Origin of the sequence: Usitatibacter rugosus (assembly GCF_013003965.1) — a bacterium.
GTDB lineage: Bacteria > Pseudomonadota > Gammaproteobacteria > Burkholderiales > Usitatibacteraceae > Usitatibacter > Usitatibacter rugosus.
In genome coordinates, this window is the sequence record NZ_CP053069.1 from 3240214 (window position 1) to 3264458 (window position 24245).

Here is a 24245-nt window from a genome sequence, read left to right on the forward strand (position 1 = left end):
CAGACCCTCTTTATTTCGCGAAGTCCGCCGCGGAGATCCGGTAGAGGCAGTGCATGCGGAGCGCGTTGCCTTCGGGCACGCCGGGATGCTCGAAATCCGCGTTCGCGTTCTTCATGCCGATGCGCTCCATCACCGCACGGGAGCGCAGGTTGATGAGCGCGGTGAACGAGACAATCTCTTCCAGCCCGACCGTGTCGAATCCCGCCCGCAGCGAAGCGGTCGCCGCTTCCGTCGCATAGCCCTTCCCCCAATGTGCCTTCGCCAACCGCCATCCGACCTCGACGCAGGGCGAGAACGGCAGCACGCGCTTCGGCACCGAGAGGCCGGTGAAGCCGATGAACTCGCCCGTCTCCCGGATCTCCACCGCCCAGTTGCCCCAGCCGCGCTCGGCGATCGACCGGCTCATGGCGTCGATGGCTTCGTCGCTGGCCGCGCGCGACAGGCGCGCCGGAAAGAACTCCATGACCGCGGGGTCGTCGTTCAGCGCCCCGTAGGGATCGCGGTCTGAATCGCGCCACTGCCGCAGCAGCAGGCGCGGCGTCTCGAGCTCGATCACATCCGCGGCGCGGACTGCAGCAGCTCCGCAAGCTCCTTCTTGTAGAACCTCGCGTTGCCCGTCGTGCCGTGGCCCGTCGTCTCGTTCGAGGCGGGGATCAGCAGCACGCGGCCGTTCTTCACGCGCTTGATCTCGCGGTCGAGCGTTCCGACGATCGGCGGGTTGCGCTCGTCGTCCGCGGCGTTGATGGCGAGCAGCGTGGCCTTGATCTTCTCCAGGCCCGCGGAGGGGTTGAAGTCGCGCGACGAATCCCACTGGTAGAGGACGTCGTTCGCATCCGCGGGGAAAGGCGCCTTCAGCCGCGCGTCGAGCAGCGCATCGGCCTTCTCGCGCGTGGCGGCCGTCTTCGCGTAGCCAAGGTCGCCGCCGTTGGTGGCGATGCCGAAGAAGACGGAGGCGAACTGCGCGCTCTTCGGCTGCTTCGTGTAGTTGCCGTCCATCCACTCGGGGTCGTTGCGGATCGAGTCGATGATGAGCCGGCGCATCATCCAGTTGCGGCTCGCCATCTCGCTGGGCAGAGACGCCATCGGAACCGCGACATCCATCATGTCGGGATATTTCTGCGCCCAGATCCACGTCTCCATGCCGCCCATCGAGTTGCCGATCACGAGCCGCAGGTGCTTCACCTTCAGGTGCTCGGTGAGCAGGCGGTGCTGCGCCACGACCATGTCGTCGTAGTTGTACTTCGGGAATTTCGTCCGCAGTCCATCGGAAGGCTTCGACGACTTCCCGTGACCCATCGCGTCGGGAATGATGAGGTAGTACTTCGTGGCATCGAGCGGTGCCCCAGCCCCGAAGAGCTCGCCGCCCCACGCCGGCGTCAGCATGTTGGCGCTCGAGCCTGCCGTGCCGTGCAGCACGAGCACCGGCTCACCGGTCGGTTCGCCGATCGTTCGGTATGCGAGCTTCACTTCGGGCAGCGTCTCGCCGGTGCTGAACTTGAAGTCGCGCGCGACGTAGATGCCTTCCTTGGGGGCGGGGAAGTCAGCAGCGAACGCGTTCAGGGTGAGTGCGGCGAGCGCCAATGACAGGATGTTCGCGAAACGCATGTTTGATCTCTCCTCGTTGTTTGGGTCGATTTTGCCACTCCTTCGGTGGCGGGGAGGAGGAGGGGGTAGGTAGGACCTTTTTCTCGTCGGGGCCTTGACCGGGCTTCAGGGCTTGGTCGTGTCGGACGGTGTGGGTTCTACGGCGGGATTCGAGTCGAGGATTGCACCGCACTCCGGCTCGAACACGTTGGATGCAGCGCCACTGCCCCGAGCGAGAAAAGAGGTCCTACCGTACCCCCTCCTCCCCACTCAACGCGATGCTGTCGATGGCATCGTGCCCAAACTGCTCGCCACGAAGGTCATGCATCCAACCCTCGCGTACGAGTACGTCGGCACTTGCAGGCTCTCTCGGCTCACTCGATCGATGCGCGCCATCGGCGTGCACGGTGGGGAGGACGGGGGTGCGCGTAGGACTTCTTTTCTCGCTCGGGGCAGTGGCGCTGTCCCCAACGTTTTCGCGCCGAAGTACGGTGAAATCCTCGACTCGAATCCCGCCGCAGAACCCATACCGTCCGAGACCATCCAGCCCTCAAGCCCGGTCAAGGCCCCGACGAGAAAAAAGTCCTACCGACCCCCGTCCTCCGCCGTAGCGTCACCCCAGCGCAGCGACGTAGGCCGCGACATCGGCCCGGTAGCACGAGCACGAGGCTGTCTGCAGCCCCTTCCGGTCGAGGATGGACAACACGCCACGTGTGTACCCGATGAGCCGTCGCGACTGGAGCGCCCCGGCCGCCTCGGTGATGCCGACCCGCCGCACGCCGAGCATGCGCGCGAGGAACTCGTGCGTGATGTGGAAGGTGGTCGAGTGCGCGCGATCCGCCGTCATGAGGAGCCAGCGTGCCACGCGCTTCTCCACGACGTGGAAGCGGTTGCAGCCCGAGGTGCGGATCAGCTGCGTCATCAGGACGTGGATGTAGCGGTCGACGCTGTCGCGCATCGCGGGGCTCCGCGCGAGCTCTCGGCGGAACGCCACGGCACTCATGCGCCAGGCGGGGCCCGCGCCCTGCACTGTCGCGTGCACCGGCGAGACATCGACGCCCAGCGCGACCGGAACGCCGTAGAAGCCCTCGTTGCCGGCGAGCGCGACCTCGATGATGTGCTTGCCGTCCATGGGCTTCAGCAGCGAGATGTAGCTGCCCGCCGGGAAGTAGACGTCGGGGATCGCCCCGCCCGGATCGGCCAGCACCTGGCCCAGCGAAAGGTCCACCTGCTCGCATCGGGCGAGCATGTGGTTGCGCTCGCGCACGACCAGGCGGTCGAGCAGGCGGTTGGTGATCGAGGCAGCTTGCGCGGAACGGACCATGGCGCACGCTAGGGCAAAACGGTCCTGCCGGTCTGCGCGCTACCGCACCCTTCGCGAAGATAGTCCGCCGTCAGTGCGGAGCGACGATCGGCAGCAGCCGCGCGGTCTCGCGCCGCACGACCTCGTAGCATTCGCACGACATCGCTTCCAGCCGCGGCCGGTCGAGCACGCTGATGTGGCCGCGCCGGTAGCGGATGACGCCGGCCTTCTGCAGCTTGCCCGCGGCCTCCGTCACGCCTTCGCGCCGCACGCCGAGCATGCTGGCGATGAGCTCCTGGGTCGTCGTGATCTCGGGGGTCGGCAGGCGGTCGATGCTGAGCAGCAGCCAGCGGCAAAGCTGCTGGTCCACCGAGTGGTGGCGGTTGCACACCGCGGTCTGCGCCATCTGCGTGATCAGCGACTGGGTGTAGCGCAGCATCAGGTGCTGCATCGCACCGCCGCGGATGAACTCGTCCTTGATCATCTGCCCCGGAAGGCGGTAGGCCGAGCCCGCGCTCTGCACCACGGCGCGGCTGGGCGTGGTCTCGCCGCCCATGAAGATGGAAACACCCACGACGCCTTCGTTGCCCACCACGGCGATCTCCGCCGAGGCGCCGTTCTCGAGCACGTAGAGCAGCGACACGATGCAGTCGGCCGGAAAGTACACGTGATCCACGTGGCGGCCCGATTCGTAGAGGACCTCTCCCAGCCCCATCGGGACTTTCTCCAGGCGGCGGCTCATGCGCTTCAGCTCGACGGCGGAGAGGGCTGCAAGAAGCTGGTTGGATCTGGGGGTAGGGGTGGGCACGCCCCATTGTGCGCTATCGCACCGTCGCCACCGTAATGACCGCGCGGTGCTCCTGCTGGTCGTCGACGAGCGGCACGAAGTCGCCCTGCTGTGCAGCGCCGTCCAGCACGACGCTCACGCCGCCCGCCTCGCCCGGCGCCGCGAGGACCTGCCGCACTTCGATGTCGTAGGTTGTCGTGCCGAAGGCATAGCGAAGCTCGAAGCCGCTCCACTGGGCGGGAAGGCACGGAGCGAAGCGCAGGCGGTCCTTCTCGCGCGCGAGGCCGAGCAGCGACTCCAGCAGCAGGCGGTACATCCAGCCCGCCGAGCCGGTGTACCAGGTCCAGCCGCCGCGCCCTTCGTGCGGCGCCTTCGCATAGATGTCGGCTGCGATCACGTACGGCTCCACCTTGTAGGTGGCCACATCCTCGGGCGTGCGCGTGCGGTTCAGCGGGTTCAGCATCGCGGCGAGCTCCCAGGCGCGCTCGCGGTCGCCCAGCGCGGCAAAGGCCATCGCGGCCCAGATCGCGCCGTGCGTGTACTGGCCGCCATTCTCTCGAACGCCCGGCACGTAGCCACGGATATAGCCCGGATCGACGCTCGAGGTGTCGAAAGGCGGATCAAGGAGCTGGACGATACCGAGGTCGCGGCGCACGAGGTGCTTGTCCACGGACTGCATGGCCTGCCTCGAGCGCTGCGGATCGTGCGCGCCCGACAGCACCGACCAGCTCTGCGCGATCGCGTCGATGCGGCACTCGGCGTTGCTGGCCGATCCGAGCGGTGTTCCATCGTCGAAGTAGGCTCTCCGGTACCACTCGCCATCCCAGCCGTGCCGCTCGAGATTCGCGCGCAAGGTCGAGAGCTCCGCCGCGCAGCGCTCGGCGAACGCCGCATCGCCCTTCAGCCGTGCGAGCCCGGCGAACCGCTCGAGCACGCCGCAGAGGAAGAAGCCCAGCCACACGCTCTCGCCCGAGCCGTGGATGCCGACGCGATCCATGCCGTCGTTCCAGTCGCCCGAGCCCATCAATGGCAGGCCGTGCACGCCGTAACGCAGCCCGTGCTTGATCGAGCGCACGCAATGCTCGTAGAGGCTCGCCGATTCCGCGGATCGTCCCGGGAGGTCGTAGTAGGAGTCGTCGCCGGGATTCACCGGCCGCCCGTCGAGGAACGTGACCATCTCGTCCAGCACGACCGTGTCGCCCGTGGCCTCGACGTAGCGCGCCACGGACAGGGGCAGCCACAGATAGTCGTCCGAGCAGCGCGTTCGCACGCCGCGCCCGGAAGGCGGATGCCACCAGTGCTGCACGTCGCCTTCCACGAACTGCCGTCCCGCGCAGAGCAGCAGGTGGTCGCGCACGCGCGCGGGCTCGGCGTGCACGAGGGCCATCGTGTCCTGAAGCTGGTCGCGGAAGCCATACGCGCCGCCGGATTGATAGAAGCCGCTGCGCGCCCAGAGGCGGCACGCGAGCGTCTGGTAGACCAGCCAGCCGTTCACCAGCACGTCGAGCGACGGATCCGGGGTCTTCACCTGGACCGCGCCGAGGGTTTTCGTCCAATGGTCGAGCACGGCGTCGAGCGCATCCCGCGCCGCGCCCGGCGTGCGGAAGCGCTGCATGAGCGCGGCTGCATCGACGGCATGGCGCCCCACGCCGAGCCGGAAGACGATCTCGCGCTCGGCTCCGTCCTCGAGCTCGAACGGCACCTGCAGCGCGCCGCACGGATCGAGCGCGGCACCGACCTTTCCCGACAAGCGCGTGCGTGACATCGCGGCGGGATCGCGAAGCGTCCCGTTGCGTCCGAGGAACTCGGTGCGGTCGCCGGTCACGGTGCGGGCGGGATCGTCCACGGCGAAGAACGCGACACGTCCCGGGAACTCCCCGTTGTAGGCGTTGCGCGCGGCGAGAGCCCCGCTGCGTGCTTCGATCTCGGTGACGACGTGCATCGCGGTCTTCGGCCGCAGGTCGCCCAGCACCCATTCCACGTAGCCGGTCGCCGAGAGCTGGCGCGCGCGGCCGGAAACGTTCCGCACCTTCAGCACGCAGAGCTTCACCGGAGCGTCGAGCGCCACGTAGACCCACAGCTCGGTCGCGATGCCATCCTCGACATGCTCGAACACGCTGTAGCCGAAGCCGTGGCGCGTCGTGTAGGTGCCGGAGCCGCGGGCCGGCAGCGGACCGGGCGACCAGAACTGGCCCGTCTCCTCGTCGCGAAGGTAGAACGCTTCGCCGCTCGCGTCGCTCACCGGGTCGTTGTTCCACGGCGTGAGGCGGAACTCGTGCGCGTTCTCGCCCCAGGTGTACGCAGGCCCACTTTCCGAGACCACGGTGCCGAAGCCCGCGTTGGCGATCACGTTCACCCACGGCGCCGGCGTGACCTCGCCCGCGCGCATCGTGATCACGTATTCGCGGCCATCGGGCGAGAATCCACCGAGGCCGTTGGCGAGCACGAGCTCGCCGGCCGCTTCGTCCGCGGGAGCGGCCTCGCTGCGGGCATGGCGCGTCGGCACGAGCCGAGGCACGCGTACCTCGGCCGGGCCGCGGCGCGCGACCTGCTCCGAAAGGCTTCCGCGGCGATCGCTGATCAGCACGCGCGCGACCGACTGGAACAAGATGCGGTCTTCGTCCGAGATCTGCTCCGGCCGGCGCACGAAGATGCCGCCCGGGCGCTCCATCACGTGCGCCTCCACGCCGGCCGCGATCAATCCCATGATCTGGTCCTGCAGCACCTGGCGGTAGCCGCCGCGGTCCTCGTTCCAGATCACCAGGTCCACGGCGAGGCCCTTCAGGCGCCAGTACGCGTGCGCCTGCACCATCTGCCGCACGAGGTCGATGTTCTCGGGCTCTCCGATCTGCAAGAGGACGATCGGCAGGTCCCCCGAGATCGCGTAGCTCCACAGGCCCGATTGGCCGCGGCGGTTTCGCAGCAGCACACCCGTCTCGGCCCGCATCGACGCATTCGCGTGGATGATCGAACCGGCCAGGCGAGCGTAGAGCTGCGCGTCGGATTCCGTCGCGTTGATCTGCCGGAGCGTGACACCGCTGTGCGTCCACGCGAGGTCGAAGACGCGGTCGGCGAGGCTGCGGTCGCGGTACTTGCCGACCAGCGCCAGCGCTCCCTCGCGCGTCTCGCTCATGCCGGTGGCGATGTCGATCGTCGCCGTCTGGTCCGGATCGAGCGTCACCCGATGGCGGATCGCGACGATCGGGTCGAGCACCGAGCCCTGGCTCCCGGAGAGCTTGCCGGCATCGGTCAGCGCGCGCGGCGCGGCGAGCGTGCGGGCGCGGCCGATGAACGCGGAGCGGTCCGTCTCGTAGGAGACCTCGGAGGAAGACGCACCGTGCACCGCCATGAGATGGAACATCCACGGCGCGGCCTCCTCGCGCGAGCGCGGGCGGCGCATGCACAGGATGGCCTGGCGTTCGGCGTCGATCTCGGTCTGCACGAAGAGATTGGAGAACGCCGCGTGCAGCGCATCGGCGGCGGCGGGCGCCAGGGCCACCTCGGCGTAGCTCGTGACGTCGATCGTGCGCCGGGCACGCGAGCGGTTCGTGATCCGAAGGCGCCGCAGCTCGATGTCGTCCTCCGGCGAGACGGCGATCTCGGTGTGCGCCTCGAAGTCGTGGTCGCTGCGCCGGAACTCCGCGCGGCCTTCAGTGAAGATCGCCTCGTAGCGCGCGGCGCGCTTCAACGACGGCTGGTGCGCGGTGGACCAGTACGTGCCGCTCGCCACGTCGCGGATGTAGCAGAACGTGCCCCACGGGTCGCCCGTCGCATCCTCCCGCCAGCGCGTGACCGAGAGGTCCTTCCACCGCGAGCTGCCGCCGCCCGCGTTGGTGACCATCACGTGGTAGCGGCCGTTGGAGAGGAGCTGCACCTCGGGGACCGGCGTATCGGGTGTGGCGAGCACGCGCACGGGCGCGGGGGCGGACTCGCGGCTTTCGCTCACGGCGGAAAGCTCCACGGCCTGTGCGTGCAGGACGATGGTGCGCGGAACGCGTTCCTGCAACAGCAGCAGCGTGGCCTTGAAGATCGGATCGGCGGCGAAGCGGCGCTGCATCGGGCGGTCGAGCAGCGCGTGGCCGAGCGAGAGCAGCACCATGCCCTGGTGGTGCGCCATGAACGAGCGCACCACGACGCTCGACTGGCCGCGCGGCAGGCGGGCCGGGGTGTAGTCGATCGCCTCATAGAGTCCATAGCGTCCCGCGAGGCCGGCCAGGCCCAGGCGCTGGAGGTTCCGGCACGCCGCCTCGGGTGCGACCATCAATGCCAGCGCCGATGCGTACGGCGCCACGACGAGGTCGTCCGAGAGGCCGCGCTTCAAGCCCAGGCCCGGCACGCCGAACGCGCGGTACTGGTAGTTCATCGCCGCGTCGGTCGCGTTGTAGCCGCACTCCGAGATGCCCCAGGGAACGCCGCGCAGCTTGCCGTCCGCGATCTGCCGCTCGACCATGCCGCGATACGTCTGGTCGAGCAGCGTGTTGTCGTACGTCGGCATCACGAGCAGCGGCATCAGGTACTCGAACACCGAGCCGCTCCACGAGACGAGGACCGGGCGCCCTCCCGCGCTGGTGAGCAGCCGGCCCAGCGCGAACCAGCTCTCCTGCGGCAGCCGCCCCTGCGAGATCCCGACGAAGCACGAGAGCCGTGCCTCAGACGCGAGCAGGTCGTAGAAGCCCGCGTCCAGCCGGCGCTCGGCCACGTTGTAGCCGATCGCGAGCAGGTGGCGGCCGCGATCGTAGAGGAAGCCGAACTCCATCCGTGAAAGCTCTTCGCATTGCAGGGCGAGGCGCCCGATCTCGCGCCGCAGCTCGTCCGCGCGGCCGGGCGCACTCGCCACGTCGCTTCGGAGGAACGCAGCCTGCCGGCCGAGCGCCTCGGCCCAGAAGGCCACGTCGCCTGTCGTCTCGTGCGCGAGCGCCGCGGCCACTTCGGCGGCCGTTTCCGTGAGCCGTTCCACGCTCTCCCGCGTCGCTTCGGCGTTGGCGGGCGGCGTAGCGCGCGCGATCTCGAGCGCCGCCAGCAGGCGCACGAGCGAATCCGGCATCGCGAGCTCTGCGAGCACGTGCGCGGTGTCCAGCAGGCCATCGATCCAGCGCGGCGACACGACCGGCCCGGCGTCGAGCGCGAGCAGCCCCGAGCGCAGCGTGAGCAGGTGGCCCGCCAGGTTGCCGCTGTCCACGGCCGAGACGTAGAGCGGCGGCATCGGCTTCAGCGTGAGCGTGTCGTACCAGTTGTAGAAGTGGCCCTCGTATCGGTCGAGCCCCTGCATCGTGCGCAGGGTCTGGGCCGTTCGCTCGAGGAGCTGAGGCACGCCGACGTAGCCGAAGTCGTAGGCCGTCAGGTTGGCCAGCAACGCGAGCCCCATGTTGGTGGGCGAGGTGCGGTGCGCGACGCCCACCGAGGATTGCTCCTGGAAGTTGTCCGGCGGAAGCCAGTGATCCTCTTCGGCGACGTGGGTCTCGAAGAACGCCCACGTGCGGCGCGAAAGCTTGCGCAGGAACAGGGCCTGCTCCGCGGTGAGCCGCGCCTCGCGCCGAACGAGCGGCCGGCTGATCCACCACGCGACCGCGGGCGACGCGAGCCACAGCAACAGGAAAGGCACGGCGATCACAGGCCCACCCCAGGCCGCGACGCCAACCCCCGTGGCCACCGCGATGACCGGCGCGATCCACATCGAGCGGAACGCAGCGATCAGCTCGGAGTGCCCGCTCGCGGCGCGCGCCCGGCGCGCGGCCTCTTCGGCGGCCGAGGTGTTCCATTCGAGCAGGTCGCGGCGCGTGACGATCACCCGCCACACGGTGCGCGCGACCGCGTCGAGGTTGACCGTCGCCTCGTAGGGAAGGAACACGAGCGTGAGCAACGCCTGCGCGGCATGGTTCATCGCCACGCCCGCGGTCGCCGCGAGGTGCTGGCGCATCGGGACCTCGGCGGGCTTCGTGAGGAGCTCGCCCAGCACCGCGCTCGCGGGTGCCAGCAGCAGGATGGCGACGACCGCGAGTGTCCAGGCGAGCGCGTGCGGAAGCACCAGCCACGCGACGACGAGCAGCAGCGTCATCGCCGCGGGCACGAGGCTGCGGCGCAGGTTGTCGAAGAGCTTCCACAGCGACAGCGTCGAGAGCGGGTTGGCAAGGCGCGTGGCTCCCGGGCCCGGCACGAACGGCAGCAGCCAGCTCGCGAGCTGCCAGTCGCCGCGGATCCAGCGGTGGCGGCGGCTCATGTCCGCGGCGTAGGTGGACGGATACTCCTCGTAGAGCTGCACGTCGGAGAGCAAGCCGGAACGCGCGTAGCAACCCTCGATCAGGTCGTGGCTCAGGATGCGGTTGTCGGGGAAGCGGCCGGCCAGCGCGTGCTCGAAGGCGTCGACGTCGTAGATGCCCTTGCCGATGAAGGAGCCTTCGCCGAACACGTCCTGGTAAACGTCGGAGACGGCGTGCGTGTAGGGATCGATGCCCGCATCGCCGCCGTGCAGGCGGGCGTACCACGAGCGGCCCGCACCAGACAGGCTGATGCCGACCCGCGGCTGCAGGATCCCGTAGCCCTCGGTCGCCTGCACCCGGCCCTGCGACAGGCTCGCGGCGTCGAAGCGCGCGCGGTTCAGCGGATGCGACATCGCGGCGACCATCTCGCGGGCCGAGTCGCGCGGAAGCTGCGTGTCGGTGTCGAGCGTGATCACGTATCTCACGTCCTGCAGCAACGCGATGTCGCCGACGACCTCCGAGAAAGCGGCACTCGCCCGCCCGCGCAGCAGCGCGTTCAGGTCCGCGAGCTTGCCGCGCTTGCGCTCCTCGCCCATCCATACGCCCTCGCGCGCATTCCACCGGCGCGGGCGATGGAAGAGGAAGAAGGGCCGTGCATAGCGCTCGCTCAACGCTTCGATGCCCTCGCGCGCGGCCGCGAGCCACGCCTCGTCTTCGGGCCGGACCTGCACGGACGCGTCGGGGAAATCCGTGAGCAGGCCGAAGTGCAGGCCCTCCTCGCGGTTCGCGAGGTAGCGGACCTCGAGGGCTTCGACGAGGCGCTCGACGTCGGCGATACCCGTGAGCATCGTCGGCACCACCACCAGCGTGCGCGAGGCGGCCGGGATGCCTTCGGAGAAATCCATGCGCGGCAGGTGCCGCGGCGTCACCACGCGCGTCGAGCGCCAGTTGACCAGCCCGACCGCAAGCTGGCTCGCGGCCAGCGGCACGAGGAACGCGAGGAGAGCGAGCACGATGTCCGCAACCCCGTCGGCGACCGCCTTCGCCATCAGCGTCGCCGTCATCGCGAGCGTGATCGCGCCGATCGCGCCGAGATACAGCAGCAGGGGTGCGCGTCCCGCCGCGTGATCCAGCGCCGCGAAGAAGCCGCGGCGCATGCGCGCCGCCGCCTCGAGGCGCGGCCGGCCCTTGTCGACGAGGAAGAAGCCCACGTGGGCGGAGCGATCGCCATCGCCGTCGCTCGCTCCGGAGCGCTCCGCGGCTTCGCGCGCCAGCTCGACCGCTTTCCTCGCCACCTCGCCCTCGGACCAGGTGCTGCCCCGCGCGATCTCCTCGACCGCATGCCGGTAGCTGTCGCGCGTGGCGAAGTCCATCGCGCCGTACAACCCGCCCGGATCCTCCCGCAGCGTGTCCTCCACCAGGCTCATCGTCTCGACGAAGGCGCGCCAGTCCATCGCGCCCAGGAAGCGCAGGCTCCCGATCGAGTTGCTGATCGAGACCTGGTTCGAGGCCTGCTCCTGCGCTCCGGCCTGCACCAGCTGCTCGATCGAGAGGCCCGACTCCGCGAGCCGCTGCTCGATCCACGTGAGCGGCAGCGCCAGCGCGGCGCTCTGCCCCTGCAGCCGGCGCGCGAGCTCGGCCACGAAGGCGCTCACCATGGGCGGATCGGAGCGCGCCATGTCGGCGACCACGAGGATCAGGCTCTTCGGGTCATGCTCCGCCGTCTCCACCATCTGGTCGGCCCACACGTCCGCGCGGCCGCGTTCGACCGTGGCTGCGGCGATGCGCACGCCGACCCGCCGCAGGTTCTCGATCAGCGCCAGGCGCAGCATGATCGGGATGGCCCACAGCTCGCCCACCTTGAGCGGCGTGACGGTCTGGTAGGCGGCGATGAAACGCGAGAGGCCCTCGGCATCCACGCGCCCGTCGCCATGGGAGATCGCTTCGAACGCGAGATCGTAGACACGAGGCAGCCCCGCGGAGGGGCCGTGTGCCAGCCGCGGCAGGTCGCGGCTATAGCCTTTCGGCAGGTGCCGCCGCGCGGTGCGGATCTGCTCTTCGATCAGGTAAAAGTTATCGAGCAGCCATTCGGCCGCGGGCGTGATGCGCCGGTCCTCGGTGACCGCCTCGGTAAGCAGCGTCCGGTACTCGACCAGGAGGCGTTCGTTCCGCGCGAGGCGCGCGAGGAGCCGCTCGGAGGGCCGCGCCACCGAGAGGCGGTGCGTGGCCGCGAGGCTGCGGCCGTGCCGCTCCATCTGGTCGGCGTTGAACAGCTCCGAGCGCAGCGGCGCTTCGCCGGTGCCACGTTCCAGGATCGACACTACCGGGGCACTTCCTTGGGTTATCGGGGCCACGCCACCGGGAGCCCCAGCATGGGACTCCCCGGCAAGTGCAGTCGGTTCGATAACGCACAGACCGTCCCCTTGTGTTCGGCACCGCACAGTCAGGAACGTTCCGTCGGGGCACGATCCGATCCATGCTCTATGAATTCCTCGAATCCCACCGCAGCGAGCTCATCGAGCGATGCCGCACCAAGGCCTCGCGCCGCACCGCACCGCTGGCGACGCAGCCCGAGATGGAGCTGGGCATTCCCCTCTTCCTCGAGCAGCTGATCGAGACGCTGCGCATCGTGCAGACCGGGCCGGAGCGCACGACCACCGGCGACCCGATCCGCGACCTGCGCTCCGAGATCACCTCCGGCGCCACGACCCGGGGATCCGACGCGTTCCGCCACGGCTACACGGTGAACCAGGTCGTGCATGGGTACGGCGACCTGTGCCAGTCCATCACCGAGATCGCGGGCGAGAGGCACGCCCCCGTGAGCACGTCCGAGTTCCAGACGCTCAACAAGTGCCTCGACGACGCGATCGCCGACGCGGTGACCGAGTACGCGCGCCAGCGCGACACCATGGTCACCGAGCGCAGCGACGTCGCCACGGGCGAGCGGCTGGGCTTCCTCGCCCACGAACTGCGCAACTTCCTCAACACCGCGATGCTCGCGTTCGCCGCGATCAAGAGCGGCAGCGTCTCGATCGACGGCGCCACCGCGGCGGTGCTCGACCGCAGCTTCACGGGGCTGCGCGATCTCGTCGACCACGCGCTCACCGACGTGCGCCTGGCTTCCGGCCGGCCGGTGCAGACGCTGGAGACCATCGCCGTCGACGGGCTCATCAGCGACGTGCAGGTCGCGGCGAGCCTCGAGGCGCGCACGCGCGGCTGCCACTTCGCCGTGTACCCGGTGTCGCGGGAGTTGCAGATCCAGGGCGACCGCCAGATGCTGGGCTCGGCCCTGTCCAACCTGCTGCAGAACGCATTCAAGTTCACGCGCCTGCACAGCCACGTCTCGTTGAAGGCGTATACGTCGGGCGGCCGCGTGCTGATCGAGATCGAGGACCAGTGCGGCGGCCTGCCCAAGGGCAAGGCCGAGTCGATGTTCTCGTCGTTCGAGCAGAACCATGCGGATCGCAGCGGCCTGGGGCTCGGCCTGTCGATCGCCCGCCGGGCCATCGAAGCGGTCGACGGCGTGCTGCGGGTGCGCGACATGCCCGGCCTGGGGTGCGTCTTCACCGTCGATCTGCCGAGCTTCGCTCCGAATCCCGCGTAGGACGATCGGTTCGGCACCGAACAGACGCGGCCTTCGATCCCCCGTACTGTCGGCGCATGACAACGACCCAACGCAATGCCCGTTCGATCCGTGAAGCCGGCCAGAGATACTTCAACACCGTCTACCGCCAGGTGACCGGGCCGCCGCCCGCTTTCCTCGGTGCGCGCCTGGCCCGCGAGGCCGCCGCAGCCCGCATCACGGCGCGCGAAACACTGCGCGTCGGCGTGTGGGAATCCGAAGGTGGTGCATTGGCGGGGATCGTCCCGACGCCATGAGATCGCTCCGGTGCGCCTTGCTCGTCGCTGCGACGCTCGGCGCGTCGTGCGTTGCACCGGCGCTGGCGAACATGCCGGCCGACGCGACGCCCGTGCAGGCCGAACGCGTGGCCGCGGGCCTGAGGCAGGGCATGCCGCTCGAGGACGTGCGCAAGCTCCTCGGCAACCCGAAGCGCATGACGATCCGCAGCGAAGGCAGCAGCGTCTCCGATGCGACGCGCTCGACGCAGCAATGGACCTACACCTGGGCCGGCACGTCCGGCAACGCGACCTTGCGGGTGGAGTTCGGCTCGAAGGTGCCGCCCGCATGGAACGTCACGAGCTGGGAGTGGGCGGGTCCCTGAGTGTTCGGTATCGAACAGACGTCGGCGCACCACGGCGATAGTCTCGGGGTTCACCAGAGGAGCCAACCCATGAAAAACATTTCCAGCCGCATCGCATCCGTCCTTTCCATCGCCGCGCTCGCCTTCACGATGGGCTGCGCTTCCACGGCGAAGACCGAAGGCACGGGCGAGTACTTCGACGACACCGTCATCACCGGCAAGGTGAAGACCGCGATCTTCGAGCAGGCCACGCTCAAGTCGGCCGAGATCAACGTCGAGACGTTCAAGGGTGTCGTGCAGCTCTCGGGCTTCGTGACTTCGCAGGACAACGCGAACCTCGCGGTGGCCACGGCCAAGGGCGTGAAGGGCGTGTCGTCGGTCAAGAACGACATGCGCATCAAGTAAGGGGACGCCGCCGTGCTCTACACGATCGTCGTCATCCTCATCATCCTGTGGCTGCTCGGGCTCGTCTCGAGCTACACGATGGGCGGGTTGATCCACGTGCTGCTCGTGGTCGCCATCATCGTGATCCTGATCAGGGTCATCAGCGGACGCAAGCTCTGATGCCCAAGGGCCAGCAGAAAAGCAATCGCGAGACGAAGAAGGCTCCCAAGCCCAAGGCGCCTCGCGCTCCCCCTCCCCCGTTCTCACCGCCTCCGGCAACGTCCCGATGAAGCCGGAGCGGACTTTTCCCGGGACTGGAGCCACACAATGAACATCGCCCTCTGGGTCCTCGCCGGCGCCGTGATCGGCTGGATCGGCTTCACGAAGATCGGCTGGAACGACGGCCGCAGCCTCGTCATCTCGATCGTGCTGGGCACCATCGGCGGATTCTTCGGCGGCAACATCCTCGCGCCGATGTTCGCCGCGGCCGGCCCGCCCTCGAGCGACTTCGCCATGCTGCCGATGGTGTTCGCGGTGGTGACCGCCCTTGCGTTCATCGTCGTGGCCGACCAGTCCCTCAAGCGCTGGGACCTTTGACCGGATGACGTATTGCATCGGCGTCATGCTCGACGAAGGCATCGTCTTCGCCTCCGATTCACGCACCAACGCCGGCATCGACGACATCGGCCGGTTCTGCAAGATGACCGTCTTCGAGCGGGCGGGCGAGCGCGTGATCGTGCTGCTCAGCTCGGGCAGCCTCGCGGGCACGCAGGCCGTGATCGGCGTGCTGAACCGGCGATGCGCGGCCACGGACGGTACGCCCAACCTGTGGAACGCCACCACCATGTTCGACGTAGCGATGCTGGTGGCCGACGCCATGCGCGACATCGAGCGGCGCGACGGCCAGTACCTCCTCGACAGCGACGTGGAATTCAACGCCTCCTTCATCATCGGTGGCCAGCTCCGGGGCGAGGCACCGCGCCTCTTCCGCATCTACGCGGAGGGCAACTTCATCGAGGCCGGCGGCGACACACCGTACTTCCAGACCGGCGAGACCAAGTACGGCAAGCCCGTCATCGAGCGCGTGGTCACCTGGGCGACGCCGCTCTCCGACGCGACCAAGTGCGTGCTGGTGTCCTTCGACTCGACGATGCGCAGCAACCTCTCCGTGGGCATGCCCATCGACCTGCTGTGCTACGAGCGCGACCAGCTCGCGGTCGGCAAGCGTTGCCGCTTCGATGCCGGCGATGCCTATTTCACGGCGCTCAGCACCGCCTGGAGCGAAGGCACGCGCCAGGTGTTCCGCGGCCTTCCGGAGCTCGCATGGTGATCGCCACCCCTGAAAAGCCGATGCGCATCCGCGCCGGGTTCGAGCTGGTCTACGACTGCCCGCAGCCCACGCCGATGATCTTCAACCTCAACGTGCACTTCTCGCGCATGTCGGACCTCATCGGCCGCAACGACATCGTCGTCGACCCGTCGGTCCCGATCGACGCGTACCGCGACAGCTTCGGCAACTGGTGCACGCGGATCGTGGCGCCCACCGGCCTCACGCGCGTCACCTCCGAAGCGCTCGTGAGGGATAGCGGAAATCACGATCCCACCTTCCCCGACGCCGAGCAGCACGCCGTGGCGAACCTGCCGGAGGAGACACTGCTCTTCCTGCTGGGCAGCCGCTACTGCGAGACGGACCGGCTCTCGGAGATCGCGTGGGGCCTCTTCGGCACCACGCCGCTGGGCTGGGCCCGCGTGCAGGCGATCTGCGACTACGTCCACCACCACATCAAGTTCGGCTACCACCACGCGCGCATGACGCGCTCCGCCCTCGAGGCGTACCACGACCGCACGGGTGTGTGCCGCGACTACGCGCACCTCGCCGTGGCGCTGTGCCGCTGCATGAACATCCCGGCGCGCTACTGCACCGGCTACCTCGGCGACATCGGCGTGCCGGTGGTCGACCCCATGGATTTCTCGGCCTGGTTCGAGGCTTACCTCGGCGGCCGCTGGCATACCTTCGACGCGCGCAACAACGTGCCGCGCATCGGACGCATCCTGATCGCCCGTGGCCGTGATGCCTCGGACGTCGCGATCAGCAGCACCTTCGGACCCAACGTCCTCACCGGCTTCAAGGTCTGGACCGAACAGGTCTCCGCATGAACAAGCAGAAGCCGTAAACCAAGGAATGCCATGAATCGCTTCACCCCCCTGATGCTGGCCCTCACCTTCGCCCTCCCCGCCGCCGCCGAAGTCGTCCTCTACGAGCACGACAACTTCCAGGGCCGCACGCTGCGCGCCGACAAGGCGATGAAGAACTTCGAGCGCACGGGCTTCAACGACCGCGCGTCGTCGCTGATCGTCTTCACCGAACGCTGGGAGGTCTGCGAGGACGCGCAGTACGCCGGGCGTTGCGTCGTGCTCCGCCCGGGCCGCTACCCCACGCTGAGCGCCATGGGCCTGAACGACCGCCTGTCCTCGGTGCGCAAGGTCGCCACCAACGCGCGCATCGACGACAACCGCTACGCGCCGCAGCCCGTGCCCGTCTACGACAACCGCCGCCGCAACAACGAGCGCCTGTACGAAGCCAACGTGACCTCCGTGCGCGCCGTGGTCGGCCCCACCGAGCAGCGCTGCTGGGTCGAGCAGGAACAGACGAACAACGACCGCAACATTCCGGGCGCCGTCATCGGCGGGATTCTCGGCGGCGTGCTGGGCCACCAGGTCGGCAGCGGACGAGGCAACGACGTGGCGACGGCGCTGGGCGCGGTCGGCGGCGCGGTCGTGGGCTCCAACGTGAACCGGGGCAGCGGCACGCGGGACGTGCAGCGCTGCGCCAACGTGCCCAGCCAGGCGCGCGCGGACTACTACGACGTCACCTATTCGTACAAAGGTGTCGAGCATCGCATGCAGATGGCGCAGGCGCCCGGCCGCACCGTGACCGTCAACAATCGCGGCGAGCCGCGCGCTTAAGGAGCAAGGCATGCGAGCCTATTCCCTGGCCGCGGCGGCCCTCGAAGGGACCGTGGGGCACGACGGCACCGAGCTCACCGCGCGGCTGGGCGAAGCACTCGCCACCAAGCTGGTCGGGATGCTCCGCTGCCGGCGCCATTACTTCAGCGCCAAGCGCGGCGGATCGCTCCACGCGGTGGACATGTTCTTCGCGCATTCGAACCTGGACCAGTCGCACGCCGATGCCATCGGCGATCGCATGGTCCAGCTCGGAGCGCAGCCGGACTTTTCCCCGGCATCGATCGGCGCGAGCAGCCACATCCCGTTCGTCCCTCGCTACGGCGAAGTCGCCGACATGGCCTCCGACGACCTCGAGGCGGCGATCCGGACGGAAGCGATCCTGAACGACCTGGTCCACTACGTGGGCGCGGACGATGAAGCGACGAAGCGGTTGCTGAATTCGATCCTTGCGGCGGATCGCATCCGGGGCAAGCAGCTCACGACGCTGATCAAGTCCCTTCGCAAGACTTGACGCTTCGCTTTGTTCAGGCGGAGGAGGAGGGGGTCGGTAGGACCTTTTTTCCGTCGGGGCCTTGACCGGGCTTCAGGGCGTGATGGATTGGGACGGGGTGGGTTCTATGACGGTGTCCGCGTCGAGGATTGCACCGCACTCCGGCTCGAACACGTTGGGGACAGCGCCAATGCCCCGAGCGGAAAAAGAGGTCCTACCGTACCCCCTCCTCCTCCCCTCGACGCGAAGCGGCCTCTTGCGACGTGCCATGGATGAACGGCATCGCACAGAGCGACGTTAGGGACTGACCGGAAGCTTCTTCAGCGCTGCCGCCTTCGGCAGTTGCTTCCACTCCATCAGCGCCCGCTCGGCATCGCCGCCGTCGGTCTCGAGCCACTTGCTCATCGCAGGCCCGGCCGGAGAACCGTACACGCGGTGCGAATACACGACGGCCAGGCCGGCGCCGTCCACGAACATCAAGCGCACGAACGCGGCTTCGAGGGCATCGGGACTGCCGAACATGGCGACGATGAGGTGCTCGGCCGGGCGATCGACGGTGCGCGGCCGCGAGGCCGTCTTCAGGACCTTGCCGTTGGCCCGATAGACCGTGAGCATGCGGTTGGCCAGCTCCGCGATCTTCTCGGGCGTCGTGGCCTGCTCGTAGACCTTGAGCGTCACCATGTCGTGCCACTTCTGGAGGTCCGCGTCGTTCTGCGGCGTGAACTCGTGCTCGTTGTTCTTCGTCCAGCGATGCAGGTAGGCCGTGCCTCCCAGCTCGAGGGTCATGGCCGGCTTGGCCGGAGGCTTCACGGGATCGGCGGCCGCGGCGGGACCTCCCGGCACGAGGAGATATCCGGCGACGAGGGACAGCTTCAGCAACAGGCGGTAATTTGTCATGACGCAATTATCGCCGAAGCGGGCTTGACATCGCAGCCCCGTCATGTCACCTTTTGGTGACATATGAATCCCGACGAGATGGACGCCGTGTTCGCCGCCCTCGCCTCCGAGCCCCGCCGGAGGATCCTGGACGTGCTGAAGAAGGAGCCCGGCTGCAACGTGAATCGCGTGACGGAGTTCTTCGAGGACATCGGCCGCGTCGCGGTGATGAAGCACATCGACGTGCTCGAGGGCGCGAACCTCGTGATCTCGGAGAAGGTCGGGCGGGAGCGGCTGCTGTGGTTCAACCCGGTCCCGGTGCACATGATCTACGACCGATGGACCACCGAGTTCAGCGCCTACTGGGCCGGGAAGTTGGCGCGGATGAAATACCGGCTCGAGAATGCGCCGGTCCCCATCGACAAGAAGAAACGAGGAGGTAGCCGTGGCTGAGCCCCCGAAGGCAGTCTTCAAGATCGTCATCAACGGAACGATGGAGGCGGTGTTCCGCGAGCTCACCAAGACCGACTCGCCGCAGGGCGCGGTCTTCAACTCGATGCTCACGCTGGACGAGCCCGGGCTCATCCCCGGCCGCAAGATGCAGATGCGCACCGTGAGCGGCCGGCACGCCGTCGTGATCGGCGAGGTGATGGAGGTCGAAGCCCCGCGGCGCTTCGCGCACACCCACCGGTTCACGCAGTTCACGGACCCGTCCTGCAAGGTCGTCTATGACTTGAAACAGGTCCCGGGCGGGGTCGAGGTCACGCTCACCGTGGAGAACATGCCCGCCGGCACGAAGACCGAGGTCGAGATGAACAAGGGCGGCATGTTCATCCTGAATAACCTGAAGGCGATCGTGGAGACCGGCAAGCCGTCGTTCGGGTGCCGCCTGATGTACGTGATGTTCCACTGGCTCGAATTCGTGCTGCCCGCGTCCACGAAGTCGGAGAACTGGCCGATCGGGGGGAAGAAATGAAAGTCGTGAAATGGATCGCCATCGTGGTGGGCGTGCTGGTGGCCGTGTTCTTCGTCGGCGCCGCGCTCATGCCCTCCGGCTACAACGTGCAAAGAAGCGTCGTCATCAACGCGCCGGCCGAGAAGATCTATCCGCTGATCGCCGCACCGAAGGAATGGCCCAAGTGGGCCATCTGGTTCAAGCGCGAGCACGACATGAAGCTCACGTTCGCGGGTGCGGAATCCGGCGCCGGCGCCAAGTGGGCCTGGAAGGCCAAGGAAGGCAGCGGCGAGATGGAGTTCACGAAGGCCGAGCCCAACAAGTCGATCGACTACGTGCTCGCCTTCCCGGAGATGGGCATGGCGTCGAAGGGCGCCATCACGCTCACGCCGGAAGGCCCGGGCACGCGCGTGAAGTGGACCAACGAAGGCGACGTGGGCAAGAACCCGATGATGCGTTGGTTCGTACCGTTCCTCGACCGCATGATCGGCGGCGACTACGAGGCCGGACTCGCGGACCTGAAGATCCTGGTCGAGAAGCAGGCCTGACTCGAACGAAAGGAACCGACATGAACCTCACGCTCGCAAGCTTCGCCGCACTCCTCGCCCTCGGCATGGTCACCACGGTGTCGCACGCGGAGGAGCGCTCGCTCAACAAGGCCGCGATCATCGGGGCTCCGGTGGCCGAGGTGTGGAAGGCCTGGACCACTTCCGAAGGCATCCAGTCGTTCTTCGCGCCCGAGGCCCACGTCGAGGCCAGGCCCATGGGCAAGTTCTGGATCTACTTCAACCCCTACGCCGCGCCGGGTTTGAAGGGCGCCGACGACATGATCGTGCTCGCCGTGCAGGAGGGGAAGATGATCTCCTTCACGTGGAATGCGCCGCCCCACCTGCCCGAAGCTCGCGGGCAACGCACCTACGTCACGGTGCGGATGAAGGCGCTCTCCGACAAGGAAACGGAAGTCACGCTCTTCCACGGCGGCTGGGGCGACGGCGGCCAGTGGGACGACACCTATAAGTACTTCGACGGCGCGTGGGGCCGGGTGCTGTCCAACCTGCAGAAGCGCTTCACCGAGCAGAAGCCGATCGACTGGGCGCCGTTCCTGGAGCGCCTCAAGGCCCAGGCCGCGAAATGATCGTCATTCCCGCGAAGGCGGGAATCCAGCTGGGTCCCCGCCTTCGCGGGGACGACATTACAGCGCCAGGTCGACGACCTTCACCTTGATCTTGCGGGGCTTGTCGTCGCGCTCGACGGTGAGCTCCACCGTGCTGCCGATGCCCGCGCGGTCGATCTCGGAGGCGAAGTTCTGCAGCGACTCGATGGGACGGCCGTTCACGGCGGTGATGATGTCGCCCGGCACGCCTTTCTTGCTCACGGACTTGAGGCCCAGCGATGCGGCCGGCGTCCCTTCGTTCACGCCCGCGACCACCACGCCCACGATGCCGGCCCGCGCGACGAGGGCGGGATCGACCGCGTCGATGCCGATGCCGGGACGCGGCGCCTTGCCTCGCGAGATCAGGCTGGGGACGATGCGGTTCACGAGGTCCGACGGAATGGCGAGCCCCACGCCGGACGACTGCGCCGACGAGCCGCGGATCGCGGTCGTGACGCCCATGAGGCGCCCGGCGCTATCCAGCAACGGGCCGCCCGAGTTGCCGGGATTGATCGCCGCATCGGTCTGGATGGCACCGGTGATCTCGCGCACGTCCGAGGTCGGCAGGTGGCGGTCCAGCGCGCTCACGATGCCCTGCGTCAGCGTGCGTGAAAGGCCGAACGGATTGCCGATCGCGTAGACCGTCTGCCCGATCTTCAGCTCGCGCGAGGGCCCAAGCGGGATCGGCTTCAGGTCCTTCGGCACGTTCTTCAGCTTGAGTACGGCCAGGTCGTAGTCGGGCGCCACGCCGATCACCGTGGCTTCGATCGGCGAGCCGGCGTCGAGTGCCACCAGCACCTTGCGGGCGCCCTCGACCACGTGGTTGTTGGTGATGATGTGGCCGCGCGTGTCCCACACGAAACCGCTGCCGGCGCCCTGCGCGATCGCCGAGGTGAAGAGGCTGGTGCGCTGCACGGCCTCCGTGGTGATGTACGCGACCGACGGGGCGGTGGCCTCGAAGAGGCCCACGACCGCTTGTTCGTGCCCCGGCAGCGGGCCCCGGGTGGCGACGGCGCGGGGCTCCGCGGGCTCTCGCGGCGTCTGCGCAAGAGGGACGGCAGCGGTGAGGACGGCCGCGATCGCGGCTGCGGCGAGGAGGATTTTCTTGGGATTCACGGGGGGTCTTTCGAGGTAGCGATTACAAGAATAGATCGTGGCAAATGCAGTCCGTTCAAGCCCGTTCGCGGGGCGTGAAATCGTCCATTTTTGGTACAATTCGCCTCGCAGTGATAGGTGCCTTAAGCCGCAACTCCAGTACCGACGCCATCCGACGTCGATCCTTCAGTTCCCTTATGTGTTCCTTCAGTCGCTGGCCCCCGCCCGGGGGATCCGGGCAAATCGGTAAAGGAAACAGTAAATGAGCACGGGAACCGTCAAATGGTTTAACGACACGAAGGGCTTCGGCTTCATCAAGCCCGACGGCGGCGGCGAAGATCTCTTCGCCCACTTCTCCGAGATCCAGGGTTCGGGCTTCAAGACCCTCAAGGAGAACCAGAAGGTCGAGTTCGAGATCAAGGCTGGCCCGAAGGGCAAGCAAGCCACCGCGATCAAGCCGATCGACTGAAGTCACCTGTCACTCAAAAACAACGGCAGCTTCGGCTGCCGTTTTTTTATGCCGGTAATTGGGGTCAGCTTCTTTTTTCCGCGCCGGCCGACCGGCCGGAGAATGGAAAAAAGAAGCTGACCCTAATTACCGACCGGGAAGGCCGTGAACTCCGGAAGTGCCTCCGCGCGGGCGGAGTAGGCGACGAGCGCGGGATACTTCGCGGCGGGAACCTCCTTCACGCAGTAGTGCTGCGAGAAGCGCCACGCGATGGCCACGGCGACATCGGCGGCGTCGAGGCGCGGGCCGCCGAACCATCCGCCCTTCAGGCCCAGCACGTCGACCTCGAGCTCCTCGAAGGCGGCGTTGGCCTGCGTGGTCACGCGCTCGAGCCAGGCGCCGTGGACCTTCTCGGCGGGGCGCTGCGTGTGCTCGTAGTGGACCTGCACGCACTTCTCGTTGCCGGCCATGGCGAAGCCGATGAGGCGCAGCGTGGCGAGGCGGGCCTTCACGTCCGCGGGCATCAGGCGGCGCTCGGGCGGCGCCACCGCCTCGACGTAGTCGAGGATCAGCGAGGAGTCCATCAGCAGCGTGCCGTCGTCGGCGAGGAAGGACGGCGACTTCACCACCGGATTGATCTTGCGGTATTGCTCGTAGGTGCTGAAGACGGAGACCGGCCGGTGCTCGAACGCGAGCCCCATCAGCCGCATCGACACCGCGACGCGCCGGACGTAGGGAGAATCGAGCTTGCCGACCAGGACCATGGCCCGATCCTACCCGATCGCCGTGACACAGCGCGACACGGCGCCCGCCGGTTCACCGTACACTTTCGCGCCATGAAGACCGCCCTCCTCGCAGCCACGCTCGCCCTCGCCGCCACCGCCCACGCCGACACGCTCGTCGTGCTCAACAAGGCCGAGAGCACGCTCGTCACCGTCGATCCCGCCACGATGAAGGTGCTGGGTCGCGTGGCCACCGGGCGCGGGCCGCACGAGGCCGTCGCTTCGGCCGACGGCAAGCTCGCCTACGTCGCGAACTACGGCGACCAGTCGCCGAACAACTCGCTCTCGATCATCGACCTCGCCACGCTGAAGGAAGTGAAGCGCGTGGACCTGGGCGCGCTGGTCCGCCCGCACGGCCTCGCGGAGCACGGCGGCAAGATCTACTTCACGTCGGAGACCTCGCGCACGGTTGCCCGCTACGACCCCGCCACGGACAAGGTGGACTGGATCGCGGGCACGGGCCAATCCACCACCCACATGCTCGCCCTCTCGCCCGACGGGAAGAAGATCTACACGGCGAACATCCAGTCGGACTCCGTCACCGTCCTCACCATCGGCCCGCCGACGCCCGCGGCCATCGTGCAAGTCGCGGTCGGCAAGAGCCCGGAAGCGATCGACGCATCGCCGGACGGCCGCGAAGTCTGGGTGGGACAGAACGGCGACGGGCGCATCTCCATCATCGACACGGCGACGAACACGGTGAAGGACTCGTTCAAGGTGGGCGAGCTGCCGATCCGCCTCAAGTTCACGCCCGACGGCAAGCGCGTGCTGGTGGCCGATCCGAAGAACGACGCGCTGGTGGTGGTCGATGTCGCGACGCGCCGCGAGGTGAAGCGGATCGCGATCGACGGCGTGCCGCTCGGCATCCAGATGGCGCCGGACGGCAAGCGCGCATACGTCTCTCGCGCCCAGGCGGGAAAGGTCGATGCGATCGACCTCGAGAAGCTGGAAGTCGTGGGCTCCGTCGAGACCGGGAAAGGCCCCGACGGACTCGCTTACGCTCGCTGACGTAGCATAGGGCG

General features: G+C 68.0%; 24 protein-coding genes. 16 read left to right on the forward strand and 8 right to left on the reverse strand.

Features of this window, described 5'->3' with window-relative positions:
* Window positions 1-10: 10 nt before the first annotated feature.
* From DSM104443_RS15285 to DSM104443_RS15305, 5 genes are all read right to left on the reverse strand, one after another.
* Window positions 11-556 (reverse strand): GNAT family N-acetyltransferase, encoded by a 546-nt coding sequence (locus tag DSM104443_RS15285; RefSeq protein WP_171093712.1) that lies wholly within the window; start codon window positions 554-556, stop codon window positions 11-13.
* Window positions 553-1605, reverse strand: a complete 1053-nt coding sequence (locus DSM104443_RS15290; protein WP_171093714.1) for an alpha/beta fold hydrolase — start codon at window positions 1603-1605, stop codon at window positions 553-555. The genes DSM104443_RS15285 and DSM104443_RS15290 overlap by 4 nt, the downstream gene beginning before the upstream one ends.
* A 592-nt stretch (window positions 1606-2197) precedes the next feature.
* Entirely contained in the window at window positions 2198-2908 is a 711-nt protein-coding gene (locus tag DSM104443_RS15295; RefSeq protein ID WP_171093716.1) for a Crp/Fnr family transcriptional regulator, read from the reverse strand.
* 70 nt (window positions 2909-2978) lie between these two features.
* Window positions 2979-3629: a Crp/Fnr family transcriptional regulator gene (locus DSM104443_RS15300; protein WP_171096560.1), complete on the reverse strand. Its 651-nt coding sequence runs from the start codon at window positions 3627-3629 to the stop codon at window positions 2979-2981.
* A gap of 79 nt (window positions 3630-3708) precedes the next feature.
* Window positions 3709-12192 carry a glycoside hydrolase family 94 protein gene (locus DSM104443_RS15305; RefSeq protein WP_343034614.1) on the reverse strand — a complete coding sequence of 2828 codons (8484 nt, stop codon included), beginning with the start codon at window positions 12190-12192 and terminating at the stop codon, window positions 3709-3711.
* A 155-nt stretch (window positions 12193-12347) separates the two neighbouring features.
* Here DSM104443_RS15305 and DSM104443_RS15310 point away from each other — a divergent pair, with 155 nt between their 5' ends.
* The 10 genes from DSM104443_RS15310 to DSM104443_RS15355 all read left to right on the forward strand — a co-directional run bounded on the left by DSM104443_RS15310 (window position 12348) and on the right by DSM104443_RS15355 (window position 17935).
* A complete protein-coding gene (locus tag DSM104443_RS15310) occupies window positions 12348-13475 on the forward strand; it encodes a sensor histidine kinase (protein WP_171093719.1) in 1128 nt (375 codons plus the stop codon).
* Between the two features lie 56 nt (window positions 13476-13531).
* Entirely contained in the window at window positions 13532-13750 is a 219-nt protein-coding gene (locus DSM104443_RS15315) for a hypothetical protein (protein ID WP_171093721.1), read from the forward strand.
* The gene (locus DSM104443_RS15320) at window positions 13747-14094 is read left to right on the forward strand and encodes a hypothetical protein (protein WP_171093723.1); all 348 of its coding nucleotides are present in this window, start codon (window positions 13747-13749) and stop codon (window positions 14092-14094) included. The genes DSM104443_RS15315 and DSM104443_RS15320 overlap by 4 nt, the downstream gene beginning before the upstream one ends.
* A 69-nt stretch (window positions 14095-14163) precedes the next feature.
* Window positions 14164-14478 (forward strand): BON domain-containing protein, encoded by a 315-nt coding sequence (locus tag DSM104443_RS15325; RefSeq protein ID WP_171093725.1) that lies wholly within the window; start codon window positions 14164-14166, stop codon window positions 14476-14478.
* Between the two features lie 12 nt (window positions 14479-14490).
* Window positions 14491-14637 carry a lmo0937 family membrane protein gene (locus tag DSM104443_RS15330; protein WP_171093727.1) on the forward strand — a complete coding sequence of 49 codons (147 nt, stop codon included), beginning with the start codon at window positions 14491-14493 and terminating at the stop codon, window positions 14635-14637.
* Window positions 14638-14784: 147 nt separating this feature from the next.
* On the forward strand, window positions 14785-15054 hold the full coding sequence (locus tag DSM104443_RS15335) for a hypothetical protein (protein ID WP_171093729.1): 270 nt from the start codon (window positions 14785-14787) through the stop codon (window positions 15052-15054).
* A 4-nt stretch (window positions 15055-15058) separates the two neighbouring features.
* On the forward strand, window positions 15059-15787 hold the full coding sequence (locus DSM104443_RS15340; protein ID WP_171093731.1) for a proteasome-type protease: 729 nt from the start codon (window positions 15059-15061) through the stop codon (window positions 15785-15787).
* Window positions 15781-16614 carry a transglutaminase-like domain-containing protein gene (locus DSM104443_RS15345; RefSeq protein WP_212756722.1) on the forward strand — a complete coding sequence of 278 codons (834 nt, stop codon included), beginning with the start codon at window positions 15781-15783 and terminating at the stop codon, window positions 16612-16614. Before DSM104443_RS15340 ends, DSM104443_RS15345 begins: the two co-directional genes overlap by 7 nt.
* A 30-nt stretch (window positions 16615-16644) precedes the next feature.
* Entirely contained in the window at window positions 16645-17424 is a 780-nt protein-coding gene (locus tag DSM104443_RS15350; RefSeq protein ID WP_171093733.1) for a beta/gamma crystallin-related protein, read from the forward strand.
* A gap of 10 nt (window positions 17425-17434) precedes the next feature.
* On the forward strand, window positions 17435-17935 hold the full coding sequence (locus DSM104443_RS15355; protein ID WP_171093735.1) for a ferritin-like domain-containing protein: 501 nt from the start codon (window positions 17435-17437) through the stop codon (window positions 17933-17935).
* A 276-nt stretch (window positions 17936-18211) separates the two neighbouring features.
* Here the strand turns inward: DSM104443_RS15355 and DSM104443_RS15360 are convergent, their stop codons facing one another.
* Entirely contained in the window at window positions 18212-18811 is a 600-nt protein-coding gene (locus tag DSM104443_RS15360; protein WP_171093737.1) for a hypothetical protein, read from the reverse strand.
* A 63-nt stretch (window positions 18812-18874) separates the two neighbouring features.
* Between DSM104443_RS15360 and DSM104443_RS15365 the strand changes: the two genes are divergently transcribed.
* From DSM104443_RS15365 to DSM104443_RS15380, 4 genes are read left to right on the forward strand one after another with little or no spacing between them, the layout of a single operon-like run.
* Window positions 18875-19243, forward strand: coding sequence for an ArsR/SmtB family transcription factor (locus DSM104443_RS15365; RefSeq protein WP_171093739.1), 369 nt, complete (start codon window positions 18875-18877; stop codon window positions 19241-19243).
* Complete coding sequence (locus DSM104443_RS15370; RefSeq protein WP_171093741.1) at window positions 19236-19766, forward strand: SRPBCC domain-containing protein; 531 nt, start codon at window positions 19236-19238, stop codon at window positions 19764-19766. Before DSM104443_RS15365 ends, DSM104443_RS15370 begins: the two co-directional genes overlap by 8 nt.
* The gene (locus tag DSM104443_RS15375) at window positions 19763-20293 is read left to right on the forward strand and encodes an SRPBCC family protein (RefSeq protein ID WP_171093743.1); all 531 of its coding nucleotides are present in this window, start codon (window positions 19763-19765) and stop codon (window positions 20291-20293) included. The genes DSM104443_RS15370 and DSM104443_RS15375 overlap by 4 nt, the downstream gene beginning before the upstream one ends.
* 20 nt (window positions 20294-20313) lie before the next feature.
* The gene (locus DSM104443_RS15380; RefSeq protein ID WP_171093745.1) at window positions 20314-20880 is read left to right on the forward strand and encodes an SRPBCC family protein; all 567 of its coding nucleotides are present in this window, start codon (window positions 20314-20316) and stop codon (window positions 20878-20880) included.
* Between the two features lie 57 nt (window positions 20881-20937).
* Here the strand turns inward: DSM104443_RS15380 and DSM104443_RS15385 are convergent, their stop codons facing one another.
* Window positions 20938-22014, reverse strand: a complete 1077-nt coding sequence (locus DSM104443_RS15385; RefSeq protein WP_212756724.1) for a S1C family serine protease — start codon at window positions 22012-22014, stop codon at window positions 20938-20940.
* 241 nt (window positions 22015-22255) lie between these two features.
* Here DSM104443_RS15385 and DSM104443_RS15390 point away from each other — a divergent pair, with 241 nt between their 5' ends.
* Complete coding sequence (locus DSM104443_RS15390; RefSeq protein ID WP_171093747.1) at window positions 22256-22462, forward strand: cold-shock protein; 207 nt, start codon at window positions 22256-22258, stop codon at window positions 22460-22462.
* A gap of 122 nt (window positions 22463-22584) precedes the next feature.
* Here DSM104443_RS15390 and DSM104443_RS15395 read toward each other — a convergent pair whose 3' ends face one another.
* Window positions 22585-23205, reverse strand: coding sequence for a glutathione S-transferase family protein (locus DSM104443_RS15395; RefSeq protein ID WP_171093749.1), 621 nt, complete (start codon window positions 23203-23205; stop codon window positions 22585-22587).
* Between the two features lie 72 nt (window positions 23206-23277).
* Between DSM104443_RS15395 and DSM104443_RS15400 the strand changes: the two genes are divergently transcribed.
* On the forward strand, window positions 23278-24231 hold the full coding sequence (locus DSM104443_RS15400; protein WP_171093750.1) for a YVTN family beta-propeller repeat protein: 954 nt from the start codon (window positions 23278-23280) through the stop codon (window positions 24229-24231).
* The last annotated feature ends 14 nt before the right edge of the window (window positions 24232-24245 follow it).